16 protein-coding genes and 1 riboswitch are annotated in these 16,991 nt (G+C 49.0%); of the genes, 13 read left to right on the top strand and 3 right to left on the bottom strand.

Going from position 1 to position 16,991, the window contains the following annotated elements; all coding sequences use genetic code 11:
- Positions 1-43 precede the first annotated feature (43 nt).
- The 9 genes from DW949_RS00945 (at position 44) to DW949_RS00905 (ending at position 9,049) form a co-directional block, all read left to right on the top strand.
- Positions 44-1,654 (top strand): CTP synthase, encoded by a 1,611-nt coding sequence (locus tag DW949_RS00945; protein WP_118021410.1) that lies wholly within the window; start codon positions 44-46, stop codon positions 1,652-1,654.
- A 673-nt stretch (positions 1,655-2,327) separates the two neighbouring features.
- On the top strand, positions 2,328-3,683 hold the full coding sequence (rsxC, locus tag DW949_RS00940) for an electron transport complex subunit RsxC (RefSeq protein WP_118021409.1): 1,356 nt from the start codon (positions 2,328-2,330) through the stop codon (positions 3,681-3,683).
- A 17-nt stretch (positions 3,684-3,700) separates the two neighbouring features.
- Positions 3,701-4,738 carry an RnfABCDGE type electron transport complex subunit D gene (locus DW949_RS00935; protein ID WP_118021408.1) on the top strand — a complete coding sequence of 346 codons (1,038 nt, stop codon included), beginning with the start codon at positions 3,701-3,703 and terminating at the stop codon, positions 4,736-4,738.
- A 1-nt stretch (position 4,739) separates the two neighbouring features.
- The gene (locus DW949_RS00930; RefSeq protein ID WP_118021407.1) at positions 4,740-5,288 is read left to right on the top strand and encodes an RnfABCDGE type electron transport complex subunit G; all 549 of its coding nucleotides are present in this window, start codon (positions 4,740-4,742) and stop codon (positions 5,286-5,288) included.
- Between the two features lie 2 nt (positions 5,289-5,290).
- The gene (gene rsxE / locus DW949_RS00925) at positions 5,291-5,914 is read left to right on the top strand and encodes an electron transport complex subunit RsxE (protein ID WP_118021406.1); all 624 of its coding nucleotides are present in this window, start codon (positions 5,291-5,293) and stop codon (positions 5,912-5,914) included.
- Positions 5,914-6,489, top strand: a complete 576-nt coding sequence (locus DW949_RS00920) for an electron transport complex protein RnfA (RefSeq protein WP_118021405.1) — start codon at positions 5,914-5,916, stop codon at positions 6,487-6,489. The genes rsxE and DW949_RS00920 overlap by 1 nt, the downstream gene beginning before the upstream one ends.
- A gap of 25 nt (positions 6,490-6,514) precedes the next feature.
- Positions 6,515-7,378, top strand: coding sequence for an RnfABCDGE type electron transport complex subunit B (gene rnfB, locus DW949_RS00915; RefSeq protein WP_118021404.1), 864 nt, complete (start codon positions 6,515-6,517; stop codon positions 7,376-7,378).
- Between the two features lie 117 nt (positions 7,379-7,495).
- The gene (locus tag DW949_RS00910; RefSeq protein ID WP_118021634.1) at positions 7,496-8,440 is read left to right on the top strand and encodes an FAD:protein FMN transferase; all 945 of its coding nucleotides are present in this window, start codon (positions 7,496-7,498) and stop codon (positions 8,438-8,440) included.
- Positions 8,441-8,599: 159 nt separating this feature from the next.
- On the top strand, positions 8,600-9,049 hold the full coding sequence (locus tag DW949_RS00905) for an Lrp/AsnC family transcriptional regulator (RefSeq protein WP_118021403.1): 450 nt from the start codon (positions 8,600-8,602) through the stop codon (positions 9,047-9,049).
- Between the two features lie 66 nt (positions 9,050-9,115).
- Here the strand turns inward: DW949_RS00905 and DW949_RS00900 are convergent, their stop codons facing one another.
- Positions 9,116-9,850 carry an ATP-binding protein gene (locus DW949_RS00900; protein ID WP_118021402.1) on the bottom strand — a complete coding sequence of 245 codons (735 nt, stop codon included), beginning with the start codon at positions 9,848-9,850 and terminating at the stop codon, positions 9,116-9,118.
- 126 nt (positions 9,851-9,976) lie between these two features.
- Here DW949_RS00900 and DW949_RS00895 point away from each other — a divergent pair, with 126 nt between their 5' ends.
- The 4 genes from DW949_RS00895 to pnuC all read left to right on the top strand — a co-directional run bounded on the left by DW949_RS00895 (position 9,977) and on the right by pnuC (position 13,867).
- Positions 9,977-10,642 carry a Crp/Fnr family transcriptional regulator gene (locus DW949_RS00895; protein ID WP_118021401.1) on the top strand — a complete coding sequence of 222 codons (666 nt, stop codon included), beginning with the start codon at positions 9,977-9,979 and terminating at the stop codon, positions 10,640-10,642.
- Between the two features lie 146 nt (positions 10,643-10,788).
- Entirely contained in the window at positions 10,789-12,381 is a 1,593-nt protein-coding gene (locus DW949_RS00890; RefSeq protein WP_118021400.1) for a bifunctional UDP-sugar hydrolase/5'-nucleotidase, read from the top strand.
- Positions 12,382-12,402: 21 nt separating this feature from the next.
- Positions 12,403-13,146, top strand: a complete 744-nt coding sequence (locus DW949_RS00885) for a nucleoside phosphorylase (protein ID WP_118021399.1) — start codon at positions 12,403-12,405, stop codon at positions 13,144-13,146.
- Position 13,147: 1 nt separating this feature from the next.
- On the top strand, positions 13,148-13,867 hold the full coding sequence (gene pnuC, locus DW949_RS00880) for a nicotinamide riboside transporter PnuC (RefSeq protein WP_118021398.1): 720 nt from the start codon (positions 13,148-13,150) through the stop codon (positions 13,865-13,867).
- Between the two features lie 91 nt (positions 13,868-13,958).
- Here pnuC and DW949_RS00875 read toward each other — a convergent pair whose 3' ends face one another.
- Both DW949_RS00875 and DW949_RS00870 read right to left on the bottom strand, forming a co-directional pair.
- Entirely contained in the window at positions 13,959-15,176 is a 1,218-nt protein-coding gene (locus DW949_RS00875; RefSeq protein ID WP_118021397.1) for a bifunctional 3,4-dihydroxy-2-butanone-4-phosphate synthase/GTP cyclohydrolase II, read from the bottom strand.
- 85 nt (positions 15,177-15,261) lie between these two features.
- A riboswitch (FMN riboswitch) is annotated at positions 15,262-15,378 on the bottom strand.
- A 49-nt stretch (positions 15,379-15,427) separates the two neighbouring features.
- Positions 15,428-16,831 (bottom strand): FAD-binding oxidoreductase, encoded by a 1,404-nt coding sequence (locus DW949_RS00870; protein WP_118021396.1) that lies wholly within the window; start codon positions 16,829-16,831, stop codon positions 15,428-15,430.
- Positions 16,832-16,991 lie beyond the last annotated feature (160 nt).

Here is a 16,991-nt window from a genome sequence, read left to right as displayed (position 1 = left end):
ACTTTATCAGTCTACGAGCAGTCATGCTCAGCAGGGAGGAATTATGGCTAAATACATATTTGTGACAGGCGGGGTTGTTTCATCACTCGGTAAAGGGATTACTGCGGCGGCACTGGGCCGTCTCCTGAAGAACCGTGGTTTCAAAGTTACGATTCAGAAGTTTGACCCCTATATCAATGTAGACCCCGGTACGATGAGCCCTTATCAGCACGGTGAAGTCTTTGTCACCGATGACGGCACAGAAACAGATTTGGATTTAGGTCATTACGAACGGTTCATTGATATCAATCTGGGTAAAAATTCCAATGTCACGACTGGCAAGATATACTGGTCTGTGCTGCAGAAAGAACGGCGCGGTGATTATCTGGGCCACACGGTACAGGTCATTCCCCACATTACCAATGAAATCAAAAACCGCGTATACCGTGTTGGCGACGATGACAATGCCGATGTCGTCATTACCGAAATCGGCGGTACCGTCGGTGATATCGAAAGCCTGCCGTTCCTGGAAGCCATCCGGCAGATAAAGAAAGAAGTAGGCCGCAACGATGTGCTTTATATTCACGTCACACTGGTTCCTTATATCGGGGCTGCCGGCGAATTGAAGACAAAACCGACGCAGCATAGTGTAAAAGAATTGCGGGGCATCGGTATCCAGCCGGATATCATCGTCTGCCGTACGGAACGGCCGCTGTCTGATGAAATGAAAGATAAACTGGCTCTGTTCTGTGATATTGATAAGGATGCCGTTATCGAAAATAAGACCCTGGACAGCATCTATGAAGTACCGCTGCTCCTTTCCGAAGAAGGGCTGGACCGTATTGTACTGGAAAAACTGGCTCTGCCTGATAAACCATGCGATATGGAAGACTGGAAAAAGATGGTTCATGCCATCTACCATACGGAACATGATCTCACCATCGCTCTCGTAGGTAAATATGTAGCACTTCACGATGCGTACCTGAGCGTAGCAGAAGCATTGAGCCATGCCGGTTATGCTTACAAGACAAAAGTACATATCAAGTGGATTGATTCGGAAACGCTGGAACCGGCTGATGTCAATCTCGACGAAGTATTTAAGGATGTAGACGGAATTGTCGTACCTGGCGGATTCGGCAACCGTGGTGTAGAAGGCAAGATTAAAACGGTCCAGTATGCACGGGAACATAAGATTCCTTACCTGGGACTATGCCTGGGCATGCAGTGTGCTGTCATGGAATTTGCCCGCAACGTCGTAGGCCTTAAAGGAGCTACGAGTTCGGAATTCCAGGAAGACGCCGAATTCCCGGTCATCGACCTCATGCCGGATCAGGTGGATATTTCCAACAAGGGCGGCACGATGCGTCTGGGCTTATACCCCTGCAAGCTGGCAGAAGGGACGAAAGCACGGGAAGTCTATGGGCAGGATCTCATTTACGAACGGCACCGTCATCGCTGGGAATTCAATAACAAGTACCGCACAGAACTCACGAAGGCCGGACTGGTCATTTCGGGGACATCTCCTGACGACCGGCTGGTTGAAATCGTAGAACTCCCGGATCATCCGTATTTTGTCGGCTGCCAGTTCCATCCGGAATTTAAATCCCGTCCGACAAAGGCCCATCCGTTATTCAAAGGGCTGATTTCGACGGCACTGGATTTAAAAAATAAATAAACCGTCTTGTACTGTACTGCTCCGTTTTATCCGGCGGGGCAGTATTTTTTTATGAAAACGCTTGTATTTTGCGAAAGAGTTTAGCGTTTAAGCTGGATTTATTGTTACTTCCTGATATAGTACTTTGTTCTAAAATTTCACAAACGACGTATGCATCAGTCAAAGGCCGGTATACATATAACAAATGTGTATTCATTAGTCATGGATATACGATGAATACAGGGGTTTGTCGTATATAAAATACGCATAATTCGTATGCAAAATAGGAAAAATATTTAAGGACAAAAGTCGATAATCATGCGGAACAGCACGCTGAAGACTCAAAATGGAGCCGGAGCTTGCTATAATTTTCACATTGAATAATACAGGAGATGATGATATAATGGTAGCGATTGAAAGTGGATGATTATGGCCACGACGGCCCTTCATCTGCTTTTAAAAAAGCGGTCACTTAGTGATTGCCGGATTTGTAAGCACCCCTTTGGGATACGATATAGTGCAGTCGGAATTCACCGGCGGCATCGCGGCTATCATGCCGTCTTGTAGAGGCGTCAAGTTATTCGACAGGTTTTTGACAGACAAGAGATATGCCAGGCCGGAAAACGTATCGCTTCTCTAAATTGGTTGCTTAATGTTTTTATTTTTCATTATATATTTAATGAGGTGATTTTTGATGTTGAAAACCTTTAAAAGAGGTGGGGTTCATCCTGACGATGGCAAAATCTATGCAAAAGATAAAGCCATAGAAACCCCAGCAATACCGGATCAAGTAGTCATCCCGATGAGCCAGCATTTTGGCGCTCCTTGCACTCCGACAGTCAAGGTTGGCGATCATGTCAAGAAAGGGCAGCTCATTGGTACGAGCGACGCTTTTCTCCATGCTGACATCCATGCTTCTATTTCCGGTGATGTTGTCAAGGTAGCTCCCATGCCACACAACATGATGGTCAAATGCATGGCTGTTGTCATCAAATCGGATGGTAAGGATGAATGGGCTGACGGCATTCCCCAGGAACGGGACTGGACGAAGCTCGAAAGCAAGGAAATCATCGAACTGATCAAAAAAGCAGGCGTCGTAGGCTGCGGTGGCGCTACATTCCCTGCTCATGTAAAATTCACACCGAACAAACCTGTCGATACTTTCATTGTCAATGGTGCCGAATGCGAACCGTATCTGACATGCGACTACCGCGCCATGGTAGAAGATGAATATGTCCAGAAACTGGTAACGGGCGTCCAGATCATCATGAAAGCACTGGGTGTACATCAGGGGTATATCGGAATTGAAGATAACAAACCTGAAGCTATCGCCAAACTGACGGAAGCCTTCAAAGACATTCCGGAAGTTACGGTTCAGCCTTGTGTCACAAAGTATCCACAGGGCGCTGAAAAAATGATGATTGAAGCCATGACGGGCCGCCAGGTAGAACCGGGCGGACTGCCCATGAATGTCGGATGCGTCGTGAGCAACGTCGGTACAGTCATTGCTGTTACCGATGCCGTATGCCATGGTATCCCGTTCATCTCCCGTCTGACGACGGTAACCGGCGACTGCATCAAAGAACCGAAAAACCTGAACCTCCGTATTGGTACGCTGTTCCAGGAAGTCATCGACTACTGCGGCGGCTTCTCCCAGACTCCGGACCGTGTAATCGGCGGTGGCCCGATGATGGGTCTTGCCCAGTACCAGCTCGATGTTCCTATTACCAAAGGTGCATCCGGTATTCTCGCATTATCGCCTGAAAAATGCCAGGTTGGCGAAGAATCTCCGTGCATCCGTTGCGGCCGCTGCGTAGAAGCATGTCCGATGGGTCTTATCCCGAGTCAGCTGAGCATCTTCTCTTCCTGCCAGGCATGGGATAAATGCATGGAATACGGCGTCATGAACTGCGTAGAATGCGGCAGCTGCGTCTATACCTGCCCGGCTAAACGCAATATTGTCCAGTATATCCGCAACGCCAAGGCACAATGCAAAGCTATGCAGAGAGCAGCACAGGCCAAAGCCGATGCGCAAAAGGCTAAGAAATAATTGGAAGAAGGGATATCATGAGTCCAGAAGCGAAAGGACAAACTATAGGAAAGGATGCTAAAGACATGCAGGAATTAAATCTTACTGTATCATCTTCACCGCATGTTCGCTGTAACGAAAGCATTCCTAAGATTATGTGGAATGTTGTAGCTGCTCTCGTACCGGCTGCTGCGTTCGGCGTTTACTATTTCGGTGCCAATGCACTTCTTAACATGGTCGTTGCAGTTGTTTCTGCAGTTATTTTTGAATTTTTATGGGAAAAAGCACTGCACAAGAAAGTCACCATCACCGATGGCAGTGCCGTTATCACCGGCCTCCTGCTGGCGATGTGCTGCCCGCCGAGCCTTCCCTGGTGGATGAGCATCGTCGGTTCTTTCCTGGCTATCGTCGTATGTAAACAGTCTATGGGCGGCCTTGGTTACAACCTCTTTAACCCGGCTCACGTCGGTCGTGCCGGCCTGATGGTTTCCTGGCCGATTGCCATGACGACATGGACCAACATGGATGGCAGCGCTGCTGTCAATGCCGTTGCCGGCCCTACACCGCTGAATGCCTTTAAACACGGCGGTCAGGATGCACTGTTCAACGCGTTCAATGCTACCGACTGGGGTACAGTGTATCAGCAGATGTTCTTTGGTATGCGCAGTGGTTCCGCTGGTGAAACCTGCACGGTCCTGCTGATCCTCGGCGGTCTCTACCTGATCTGGAGAGGCTATGTCAAATGGCAGGTCCCGGTTGTTATGATTGCGACTGTCGGCGTTCTTACGGCTATTATTTACAGCCCCAATGTTGCTGTATTTGAAATGATGGCCGGCGGCCTCATCATCGGCGCATTCTTCATGGCAACAGATATGGTCACGGCTCCGATTACGCTGAAAGGCCAGATCATCTTTGCACTGGGTGCCGGTCTTATTACCGTACTGATCCGTGTACTCGGCGGGTATCCGGAAGGCGTTTGCTATTCCATCCTGCTCATGAATACACTGACTCCGCTGATTGACCGTCTCGTCAAACCGACCGTCTTCGGTGAAGTAAAGGCAAAGGGGGCTAAATAAAATGGCAGACAATAACAAGAGCGGTATTTTCAAAATCGCTATGAATCTGGTTTGCACGTGCCTCGTTTCCGGCTGTATCATCGGTCTCGTATTCTTCATTACCGGCCCGACTGCTGCAGCGAAAGCAGAACAGATGAAACAGGATTCCATGAAAGCCCTGGTCGATGCAGACCAGTTCGTCCCGGTTCCTGGTGAAACGGATACGTTCATCGCTCAGAAGGGCGGACAGAAAGTAGCGTATATCATTCCGACGGCTCCGAAAGGATATGGCGGACCGATCAAAATGCTGACCGCCGTTTCCATGGATGGCACGGTTATCGATTACACGGTTCTCGAAGCCAATGAAACTCCGGGCCTCGGCGACAGAGGTGCTAAATCCCCGTTCAAAGACCAGTTCAAAGGCAAAAAAGCAGCAAATCTGGAAGTTACCAAAAATGCCTCTGAAAAAGATAAAATTCAGGCTATGACGGGTGCCACCATTTCTTCCCGGGCCTTTACAAAAGGCGTAAAAGAGGCTGTTGAAAAAGCAGCACAGTTAGGGGGTAAATGATAATGAATCTTTGGAAAGTATTTACTAGAGGCATTATTGAAGAAAACCCGTACTTCGTCCTGGCCTTGAGCCTGTGCCCGGGCCTCGCCGTTACAACCAGTGTCGTCAATGGTCTGACTATGGGTTGTACAGTATGGTTCGTTATTACCGCCAACAACACGGTAGTTTCGATTATCCACAAATTGATTAACAAAAAAGTCCGTATCCCTGTATACATCACCTGTATTGCTACCATCGTAACGTGCGTACAGTTGTTCCTGCAGGCCTATGCTCCGGACCTCTATAAAGCTCTGGGCGTATACCTCGACCTGGTCGTCGTATTTGCTATCATCCTCGCCCGTGCAGAATCGGTTGCTTCCAAGAATGGCGTCGTCGTTTCCTTCCTCGATGGCATGGGCATGGGCATCGGCTTTACGATTGCTATGTTCCTCATTTCCTTTATCCGTGAAATCCTCGGCAATGGTACATTCTTTGGCATGTCCGTATTCGGACAGTCTTATCAGCCTGCACTGATCATGGCCCTGCCGCCGGGAGCTTTCATGCTCATCGGTTTCATCATGGCCGGCTTCAAGATCTGGAACAAGCATGTTGAAAAACAGAGACAACTGAAAGGGGTTGAAGGATAATGGGCGCATATTTTACGCTGTTTATCGGAGCTGTTCTCATCAACAACTTCGTATTGACCAAGTTCCTGGGCCTGTGTATCTTCTTCGGCGTTTCCAAGAACTTAAATGCATCCGTCGGGATGGGCTTTGCCGTAACGTCCGTCATTACCCTGAGTACAATCCTGGCCTGGCTGCTTTATACGCAGGTCCTCGTTCCGCTTCATCTGGAATTCCTGCGTACGATTTCGTTCGTCATTCTGATTGCCAGTTTCGTACAGCTATTGGAAATTGTCATCAAGAAAGAATCTCCGACACTGTATAACATGTGGGGGATTTACCTGATGCTGATTGCAACGAACTGTATCGTTCTGTCCGTTCCTGTCATCAGCGTTACCAACAATTACAACTTCGTTGAAAACATCGTATTTGCCATTGGTGCCGGCCTTGGCTTTGCACTGGCTCTGATCCTCATGGCCAGCTGCCGTGAAAAACTGGATTATGCTGATGTACCGGAACCGCTCAAAGGTACACCGATTGCCTTCGTTGTAGCTGGTATGCTGTCCCTGGCATTCCTCGGCTTTTCCGGTATGATATAACGGAGAAAAGGAGATGTACTAGATCATGGATTATACATTAACCGCGATCATGGCTGTCGTCATTCTGACCTGCATTGGCCTCGTATTTGGCTTTGTCCTGGCTTCTGCAGATAAGAAGTTTGCCATGGAAGAAAATCCGCTCATCGGCGAAGTCAAAGAAGCACTGCCGCAAGGCCAGTGCGGTGCCTGTGGTTTTGCCGGTTGTGCGAAATATGCTGAAGCTGTCGTTCTCGATCCCGATGTTCCGCCTAATCTCTGCGTACCTGGCAAAGCAGCTGTCGCTGCCGTCGTTGCCAAACTGACAGGGAAAGTCGCCGAAGCAACGGAACCGAAATATGCCCATGTAAAATGCCGTGGCGGCAATGGCATTGCCAAACTCGCTTTTGAATACAAAGGCGTACACGACTGTGCTGCTGCCAAACTGGTACAGCAGGGCCCGAAATTCTGTAAATTTGGCTGCCTTGGATTTGGCAACTGCGTACGCAGCTGTCCCTTTGGTGCTATGACAATGGGTGAAAACGGCCTGCCTCATGTCAACAAAGACATCTGCACCGGCTGTGGCAAATGCGCCAGTGTCTGCCCGAATCACGTAATTGAACTGCTTCCTGTCAGTGCAAAAGTAAGCGTAAGCTGCAGCTCCAAAGATTTCGGCGCTCCGGCTATGAAGAACTGCAAAGCCCTCTGCCTGGGCTGCGGTTCCTGCATGCGCAACTGCTCGCACAAAGACGAAGAAGCCATCAAGATTATCGACCATCTCGCTGTCGTCAATCAGGATGTCTGCCACCATTGTGACAATGCAACCTGCCTGACCAAGTGCCCGACCGGCGCTATTGGCGAAATGATTAAAGGTGTCTACAAGAAAGAAGAAACGAAAGAAAACGTAGGTTAACATATGGATCTGAAACGCTATGCCCGTTATCTCAGCATGGCTGCGCTTTTGATCGTTATGAGCTGCTCCGGGTGTTCTTTACGCCCGGAGCAGTCTTATAATAAGAGTACCATAGCCATGGATACGACGATTCAGCTGCGGGCAGAAGGAAAAGAAGCAAAAGAGGCCGTCGAAGAAGGCCTCGGACGGGTACAGCAGCTCGATCATCTGGCCAGTGCCCAGAATCCGGACAGTGATGTAAGCCGCATCAATGCAGCGGCAGGTCATGACTATGTCCAGGTGGATCCCGCTGTCTATGAAATGATTGCTATCTCAAAAGAGTACTCGGAAAAGACACAGGGAGCCTGGGATATCAGTGTCGGTGTCATCACGAAGTTGTGGGATATTGGCAATGATGACCAGCATGTACCATCTGATGCAGAGATAGCTTCGGCCCTGGCTCTGGTAAATTATAAGGATATCCTGCTCAGGCCGGAAGATCATAGTATCATGCTGGCAAAAGAAGGAATGAGTCTGGATCTTGGTGGAATCGCCAAAGGGTTTGCTGTCGATGAAGTACGTAAAATCTACGAAGCCCACCACATTCAGAGCGGACTTATCAACATGGGGGCCAGCTCTATGTATGCTGTTGGCAGGACGAGTAAGGACAAGCCCTGGAAAATCGGCATCCGCCATCCCCGGAACGAATCTCCCGATACGTATCTGGGTATCGTTACCATTGAAAATCAGGCACTGGGAACATCAGGCGATTACGAACGGTACTTCATTCAGAATGGCATCCGCTATCATCATATTTTTGATCCGCGGACAGGCCGGCCGTCCCGTTCGGGAGTTATGAGTGATTCTGTCGTCATTGCCGGAAATGTTGATCACGCCGGCATGCTAAGCGACATGTTTACGACGATTATTTTTGTCCTGGGACCGGAAAAGGGAATGGAATTCCTTAAAAATCTCGATGGCGCAGAAGGCGAAATAACGGCGGAGGATGGCACGGTTTACATGACAGACGGGTTTAAGGACCATTTTTCCGATCTGAATAAAGATTTTCACCTGGCGCAGTGAGTTATGTATGATACTCATGCTCGCGTTATACGATTGATTATAAATGAATTCAATAAATTTTAAATTATATATTTACATTTCCTTTATAATGTAAGATAATATATGTATGCAGAAATCTTTTAATCTTGCATTAACTAACGTAAGGGGGATGTAACCTGAATGGATCATATTGATGAAAAAATCCTGACGATTTTAAAGAAGAATGGCAAGGCCTCGGCTACGGAAATCAGTAAGATTGTCGGCCTTTCGATACCTGCTGTTTCAGAACGGATCCGTAAGATGGAACACAATGGCATTATTGAAGGATACGGGGCTAAAATCAGCCGCCGCAAGACGGGCTATAACGTCACGGCCTTCATCATGGTCAACCTGGAACGGTCCGGGGATGTAGAAGAATTCCGCCAGAAGGTAGTCGAATTTAATCAGGTGCTGGAATGCCATCACGTCGTAGGCGCTTTTGATTACCTGTTGAAGGTACTGGTCAAGACACCGGATGACCTGGAACACTTCCTCATGGAAGAACTCAATGAAATCCCGACTGTCGCCTCATCACAGACATTTATGTGCCTTTCCACTTTAAAAGAAGAGTGGAATGTAGATGTACAGTAAAAAAAAAGAAACTGTCGTACGAAATTTGCTTCGTATGACAGTTTCTTTTTATGTATCAGGAGGTGTTTAATCATCTAATATGTTTCCATCAAGGGAAATAGTGACTACCCGCCAGGGGATGAACTTTCCGCTTTGCTGTAACGCTTTTTTTGCCGCCATTTCCAGTCCGCCGCAGCAGGGGACTTCCATGCGGACAATCGTTACTTCTTTGATATCATTGCTGCGGATGATTTCTGTCAGTTTTTCCGAATAGTCTATATCGTCCAGTTTGGGACAGCCAATGAGAGTAATGTGATTCTTAATGAAATCTTCATGGAAGCGTCCGTACGCATAGGCCGTGCAATCAGCAGCAATAAGGAGGCGGGCATCATTAAAATACGGTGCGTGGGCTGGTACCAGTTTGATTTGTACCGGCCATTGGCGGAGCCGGGAAAGAGAAGGCTGTACGGATGGTACTGCATCATCGGTTCCTGCCAGTACCTGGCTTTTCTGACCGGGACAGCCGGTGTGTTCCTGATGCAGGGTTTGCATGCGGCTGCCGGGACATCCTATCCCGGTACTGCCGGAATTTTTGTGTTCAGCTACGGCCTGTGCATCGTAAGGGGCGGCTTCCCGTTCTTCGAATGTAATGGCATCGGTCGGGCAATGCGGCAGACAGTCGCCCAGACCGTCACAGTAATCGTCGCGGATCAGCGTAGCTTTGCCACTTATCATGGCAATAGCTCCTTCATGGCAGGCCCGGGCGCAGGCACCGCATCCATTGCATTTACTCTGATCGATATGAATGATTTTACGTTTCATCGGGATTTCCTCCAAAAGACATCTGCTTTTATCATATATTTTTGTATATGCCACTTTATGTTTACATTGTTAGTATAGTACAATAAGAAGGAAAAATCTGTTGTTATTCTAACAATGAGGTGCAATATGGATCAAAAGATAAGAGTATTAAAAAATTCAGCCTTGTTCCGGGGGCTTGATGAAACGGAAATTGAAGGCCTCCTGCAAAGCCTGGGCGGTCGTGTGCGTTCCTATGACAAAGGGAATTTTGTTATTTATGCCGGTGATGAAGTGCATTCCCTGGGTATCGTCCTTTACGGCAGTGTTCATATCATGCAGGAAGATTATTGGGGAAATCGTAATATCCTGGCCTCCGTTCCGGCAGGGGGCATGTTCGCCGAAGCATTTGCCAGCCTTCCCGGTTCCTGCTCTGCTGTCGATGTCATGGTCGTAGAAAAGAGTGAAATCCTGTTCATTGATCTCCGCCATGTTCTGGGCGGCCGTACGACGCTGACAGAAAGTCAGAAAACGCTGGCGGCTAATCTCCTGGCTGTTCTTGCCGGAAAAAATCTAGTGCTGACAGAAAAGATACGTTATATGTCGCAGCGTTCTACGCGGCAGAAACTGATGGCTTATTTATCCCATGAAGCAAGAAAAAGGGGAAAAGATACATTTTCTATTGAATTTAACCGGCAGCAGCTGGCCGATTTTCTATCTGTAGACCGTTCAGCCATGTCGGCCGAATTAGGCAGGATGAAACGGGATGGGCTCATCGATTACAATAAAGAGTCGTTTACACTGCTCCATGGATGATTCTGGATGTCATGAATTGTGATTACGTAAAATTTTTGTAAAAAAGTGTCTGGATGTTCCGCCCATATCGTGTATAATAAAAGTGTCATTATAGTGTACTTTATAATATATATGATGTCAGAATAATACAATCAGGGGTGATACGTATGAAACGGAAAACAGCGGCACTGACACTGGCACTGACCTGTCTGTTCAGTTCAGCCTTTGCAGCCGATTATTCTCATCTGGTCATTATGCATACCAATGATACCCATGGCTATGACCAGCGGGCTGATGGCGTCAATGGCATGGCAACCGTTGCGGCACTCAAAAAGGATTTCGAGGCACAGGGGAAACAGGTAGTGCTTCTCGATGCCGGTGATGCTATCCAGGACAATAACCTGGTCAATCTGAGCAAGGGGAAAACAGCCATTGATTTTATGAATGCCACGGGGTACGATGCCATGACCCTGGGCAATCACGAATTTGACTATGGGGCAGATGTGACACAACAGCGCATCAAACAGGCTCACTTTCCCGTTATGTCGGCCAATATTATGGTAGATGCCACGGGGAAACCATTTACACCGAAGACTCACGCTATTATCCGGAAAGGAAATCTGAATATTGGCGTATTTGGCCTGACGACGCCTTCGACGGTAACGACTTCCAATCCGAAGAGCACGCGGGGACTGACGTTCCTGGCCAGAGATAATATGTATACGGCAGCTCAGAAAGAAGTCAATGCCTTGAAGAATGAGAACTGTGATCTGGTCATAGCCCTGGGACATCTGGGCAGTGCACCCGATGCAGCCGGTGACCGCTCGGATGATGTACTCAATCACGTTAAGGGGATTGACATTTTTATAGATGGTCACGATCATGTCGTAAAGAACCGCACCATAAACGGCGCTCTCCTGGCCGAAACGGGGGCGCATATGGCCAACATCGGCGTGATTCAGAACGTCGATGGGACATGGAAAGAAGACCTGTATCCCTATGGACGCTATAATAAAGAAGATCCCAAAGTAAAAGCGATGGTAGACAAGGCACAGGCCCGTATTAACAGGCGATTAGCCAGTGTGGTCGGCACGACAGCTGCGACGCTGGATGGTACCCGTGCCCCTGGTGTGCGGACAGAAGAAACCAATTTAGGCGATTTCCTGGCAGATGCTTTCCTGTGGCAGGTGCGTCAGGCAACGGTGTTAACCCATACCCGCGTTGATGGCGCGATTATGAACGGTGGCAGTATCCGGGCTTCTATCAATAAAGGAAAAATCACAGAAAACGATTTGCTGCTCGTCATGCCCTATCATAACTATCTGCAGTACGTGACCATGAAAGGATCGACGCTGCTGGAAATCCTGGAAGCCGCAACGTGTACGACGCCTCAGGCCATTGGCGCGTTCCCGCAGGTAGCGGGCATTGAGTATACAGTCGATACACGCATACCCTATGCCAAAGGGACCGTATATCCTCATTCCACCTATTACAGTCCGGCAAAACCGGGAAGCCGCGTGACGATTACAAAAGTGGGTGGCAGATCGTTTAATCCCGATGACACGTACTGCATCGTCGTTCCGGACTATCTGACATCGGGCGGTGATACCTATTCGGCACTGACCGACCCTGACAAGGTAACTGTCGGTGATGTCGATTATCTCGATGTAGATGCTGTCCGCAATTATATTAAGGAAGCCCTGGGAGGAACCGTTGGCGATACCTATGCCAGACCACAGGGCCGCATTACGATCCGGTAACCGGGAACGAAAGAAGGATATATGATGGAAGAAAAAGAAATTCCCCAGCCCCATACCCAGCTGACCAAAGACATTGATACGGATTCCGCCATAATCATGGGCGATCCGGCACGGGTAGATACGATTGCCAAGTTGATGGACCATGTCATTCCCTGGGCGTATAACCGGGAGTATAAATCCATTGTGGGCACATACAAAGGGAAAAAGATACTGGCCATGTCTACGGGAATCGGAGCACCTTCAGCGGGGATTGCCGTAGAAGAAATGCACAATGTCGGCATAAAGCGGGCAATCCGTGTCGGCTCTGCCGGGGCCATGCAGCACCACATTCCCTTAGGACAGCTGGTGATTGCCGAAGGCGTTGTCCGCGATGACGGACTGTCCCGCAAGTATGTACCGGAAATATATCCGGCCGTGCCTTCCTACCGGCTCCTGGCACTGGCTCATAAATACGCTCCCCGGGCCTCTTATGGCATCATCCGCTCCCATGACGGATTTTATATGGATGACAATGCCAGGACCGAGGCCTTCTGGTCAGAAAAAGGCATCGTAGCCGATGATATGGAATCGGGCATCCTCATGGTCATCGGCCGGCTGCGCCATATGGAGACGTTGTCAATCCTGAATAACGTCGTCCTCTATCAGGGCGACCTGGCAGAAGGCGTCAATGAATTAGTGAACAGCGCGGATCTCGTGGCAAAGGGAGAACAGGATTCGCTCGTGACGGCACTTCAGATTCTTTCCGATCCGGAAGGAGAAGCATAACATGGAAACAACACAGCATAATTGGGTTTATAACCAGCTCTTTACTAACTGGAAACGGTTTGAAGTTACCTATGTCACGATACTGCTTTTATTACAGGTTGTCGTCTATGCCATCGCGCCGGATACGATTATTGGCATGATTTCCGGTGTTGCCGGGGTCCTTTGTCTGGTATACGGTATGAAAGGCCGTAAAATATCGTTTATGTTCGGCTTTGTCCAGTGCATCGCTATGACGTACATTGCCTGGATCAGCCATGCGTACGGATCCTTTGCCATGGATATCGTCTATGTCATTTCCCAGCCCGTTGGATGGTATATGTGGGGACGTCAGGAAACGACTCATTCCTTCCAGCCGGGGACGCGGAAAAAAGTATTCCTGGCAGCATTCATTGCCTGGGCTGCCGGCTGGTTCGTCCTGGCACAGGTAGGCGGCCAGCTTCCGTATTTTGATTCGATTAATTTTGTCGTCAGTTTTATCGCCCAGATTCTCTATGTTCTGAAATATAATGAAAACTGGTCTCTCTGGATTTTTGTCGATATTGCCAACTTTATTTACTGGACTATTTTATCAGTACAGATGGTGCTGGGAACCAATACGATCGGTTCACTGGGGGCAAACTTGTCCCAGGTGGCCTTGCAGGCAGCACTGCTTTTCAACGCTGTCTACGCGCAGAAAGTGTGGTCCAGTGGTGAGGCTGATAACGAAGGCGGAGCTGCCTGATTCGGGTACATTATGCAGCAGGAAACTTTTATGTGAAATACACAAACAGGAGCTGTCGCATGACAGCTCCTGTTTGTGTATAAGATATCCTTTATTTCAGATGAGTCAGGATATGGCCCATTTTATTTTTCTTTGTTTCCAGATAGAATTCATCGAATTTCTGGGCCGGCATTTCAATGGGGACCCGTTCGACGATTTCGACGCCAAAACCTTCCAGACCGTAGATCTTGAGAGGATTGTTGGTAAGGAGGCGCAGTTCCCGGGCACCCAGGTCCTGGAGTATCTGGGCACCAATCCAGTATTCCCGGAGATCCGGGGCAAAGCCCAGTTTTTCATTGGCTTCTACCGTATCATACCCCTGTTCCTGCAGGGCGTATGCTTTGAGTTTGTTGATGAGGCCGATGCCCCGTCCTTCCTGGCGCATGTACAGGAGAATCCCCCGCCCTTCTTTATTGATCTGGGTCAGGGCGGCTGCCAGCTGTTCGCCGCAGTCGCAGCGGCAGGAACCGAAGACATCGCCGGTCAGGCATTCAGAATGAACACGGCAGAGGAGATTTTTGCCGTCGCCGATTTCTCCTTTGACGAGGGCGACATGGTGTTCCCCTGTCAGGTCATTGATATAGCCATAGATCTTGAATTCCCCGTATTTCGTGGGCATCTTTGCCGTAGCTTCCCGGACGACATGCTTGTCGTGACGGCGGCAATAGTTTTGCAGATCATGGATAGAAACGAAGGTCAGGTGATGCGTGCGGGCCAGTTCCCAAAGTGCCTTGGAATGCATGATTTCACCGCGTTCATCGAGGATTTCGCAGCACACACCGACTTGTTTCAGGCCGGCCAGCCGCAAGAGGTCCAATGTGGCTTCTGTATGACCGTTGCGCATGAGTACGCCGCCTTTTACGCCTGTCAGGGGGAATACATGGCCCGGACGGGTAAAATCGTCGGCGGAAATGGAGTCGGTGGCAGCTTTCTGGATGGTGCGGGCCCGGTCTTCTGCCGTGATGCCCGAATCGGTATCTTTATAGTCGATAGAAACGGTAAATGCCGTGTGGTTGTTGTTGGTGTTTTCTCCTACCATAGGGAATAGTCCCAGCTTATGGGCATATTCCTGGCTGACGGGCAGGCAGATGAGGCCTTTGCCGTGATTCATCATGAAATTGACATTTTCCGGAGTGCAGTACTGGGCAGCACAGATGAAATTGGCTTCATCTTCCCGTTCCGGGTCGTCGGCGACCATGACGATGCGGCCGGACTGCAGTTCCTGAATTGCTTCTTCAATCGTATTATATGTTTGTTCTTTTGTATCCATCAGTAACCTCCTGATATATAACTAAAAGCCCTGTTGCACCAGGTGCACAGGGCTTTATGACAATAAGAATACAGATACACTCTTATCTTATCTTCTCTCATCCAGACTTTACTGTCGGTTTTGGAATTTCACCAAATCGTACACGTTGTGTTCGCGGACTGTCACCGCCGGTCGGGGATTGCGCCCTGCCCTGAAGATTATTCTATTATACCTGTAAATGAAAGGGAAGTAAAGAGACACCTTTCAGGTATTCATTCCACGTCAAAGATTTTACCGGGATTGAGGATGTTATTCGGATCCAGTGCTTTTTTGACAGCCCGCATCATATCAAGCTCGTCGGGGTTGGTGAATTCTTCCATCAGGGCCTTGCGTTTGCTGCCAATGCCGTGTTCGCCGGACAGACGGCCTCCCAGCTGATAAATGAAACGGTACAGTTCCTGCTGGTTTTCCGAGACCTTTTCTTCCCACTGTTCATAGGTGAGATCTTCATTTTTTAAGATATTCAGATGGATGTTGCCATCGCCGGCGTGACTGGCGATGCGGGTGATAAGGCCATATTTACGGGCCAGTTCCAGAATACGGGCCAGAAGACGCGGTTCCTGATCGACAGGGACTACAACGTCTTCTTTGCAGACAATCAGGCTTTCGGCCCGTACGGCTTCGGCAAAGGCCTTGCGTGCCTGCCAGATCCGGGCCGGGTCGGCAACCAGTACAGAGGAGGCACCGCTGGCGGTACACAGTTCGTCGAGGACGACGGCTTTATCATCGAGGTCGTCTTCACTCGTACCTTCTACTTCCACAATCAGATAATTTCCCGTATCACTTCCCTGGAGTGTTTCGTGCAGGTACCGTTCTACGGATTTGATGGTGATATTATCCATGAACTCCACACAGGTAGGCGTTATGCCGGCCTTTATGATTTTATTGACGACGCCGATGGCTGCCGCCGTATCGTCGAATACGGCGAGCAGGTCCAGCTTGAACCGGGGCTTGGGAAGCAGTTTCAATGTGGCTTTGGTGATGATGCCCAGTGTTCCTTCCGAGCCGATAATCAGTTGATCCAGGCAGTATCCTGTCGATTGCTTCTGCAGGCGGGCACCGAGCTGTACAATCCGTCCCGTCGGATTTACGATTTCGATGGAATAGACCTGATGGCGGGTCGTACCATATTTGACGGCCCGGTTGCCCCCGGCATTGGTTGCAATATTTCCGCCGATAAAACAGGAGTCACCGCTGCAGGGATCGCCGGCATAAAATAATCCTTTTTCTTCTGCCGCTTTCTGCAGATCCGACGTGCGTACGCCCGGTTCAACGACCGCGTACAGTCCGTCTGTATTGATTTCCAGGATATGGTTCATTTTTTCCAGTGACAGGACGATGCCCCCGCAGACAGGGACAGCTCCGCAGGCCAGGCCTGTCCCGGCACCGCGCGGGACTACAGGGAAATGATATTCATTGGCCAGCTGCACGATGGCTGCTACCTGTTGGGCTGATTCAGCAAATACGACGGCTTCTGGCATATGGTGATAGGCCGGATCGGTTACTTCATCATGACTGTATGGCTGCATGGCATCGTTGTCGGTAAGAACATTTTTACTACCGGTAATCGCTGTCAGTCTAGCAAGTATTTCATCGTTTATCGGTGTATATGGCATAACGTAGCCTCCTTTTCTTTGCATACGTTTATTATAGAAAAAATTGTCCCGTTTTAAAAGAGATAATCCGGAAGAAGTGCTTCCCTTTCAGCCGCAGTATTACCGTATTTTCTCCTGAAATATCCGTAAAAAGGCTTTATCTTGCAGTCATTTCAAGGTA

The organism is Megasphaera sp. AM44-1BH, assembly GCF_003467125.1.
Lineage (GTDB): Bacteria > Bacillota > Negativicutes > Veillonellales > Megasphaeraceae > Megasphaera.
The sequence above is the reverse complement of the archived record's forward strand: the minus strand, read 5'-3'. Positions and strand labels throughout refer to the sequence as shown.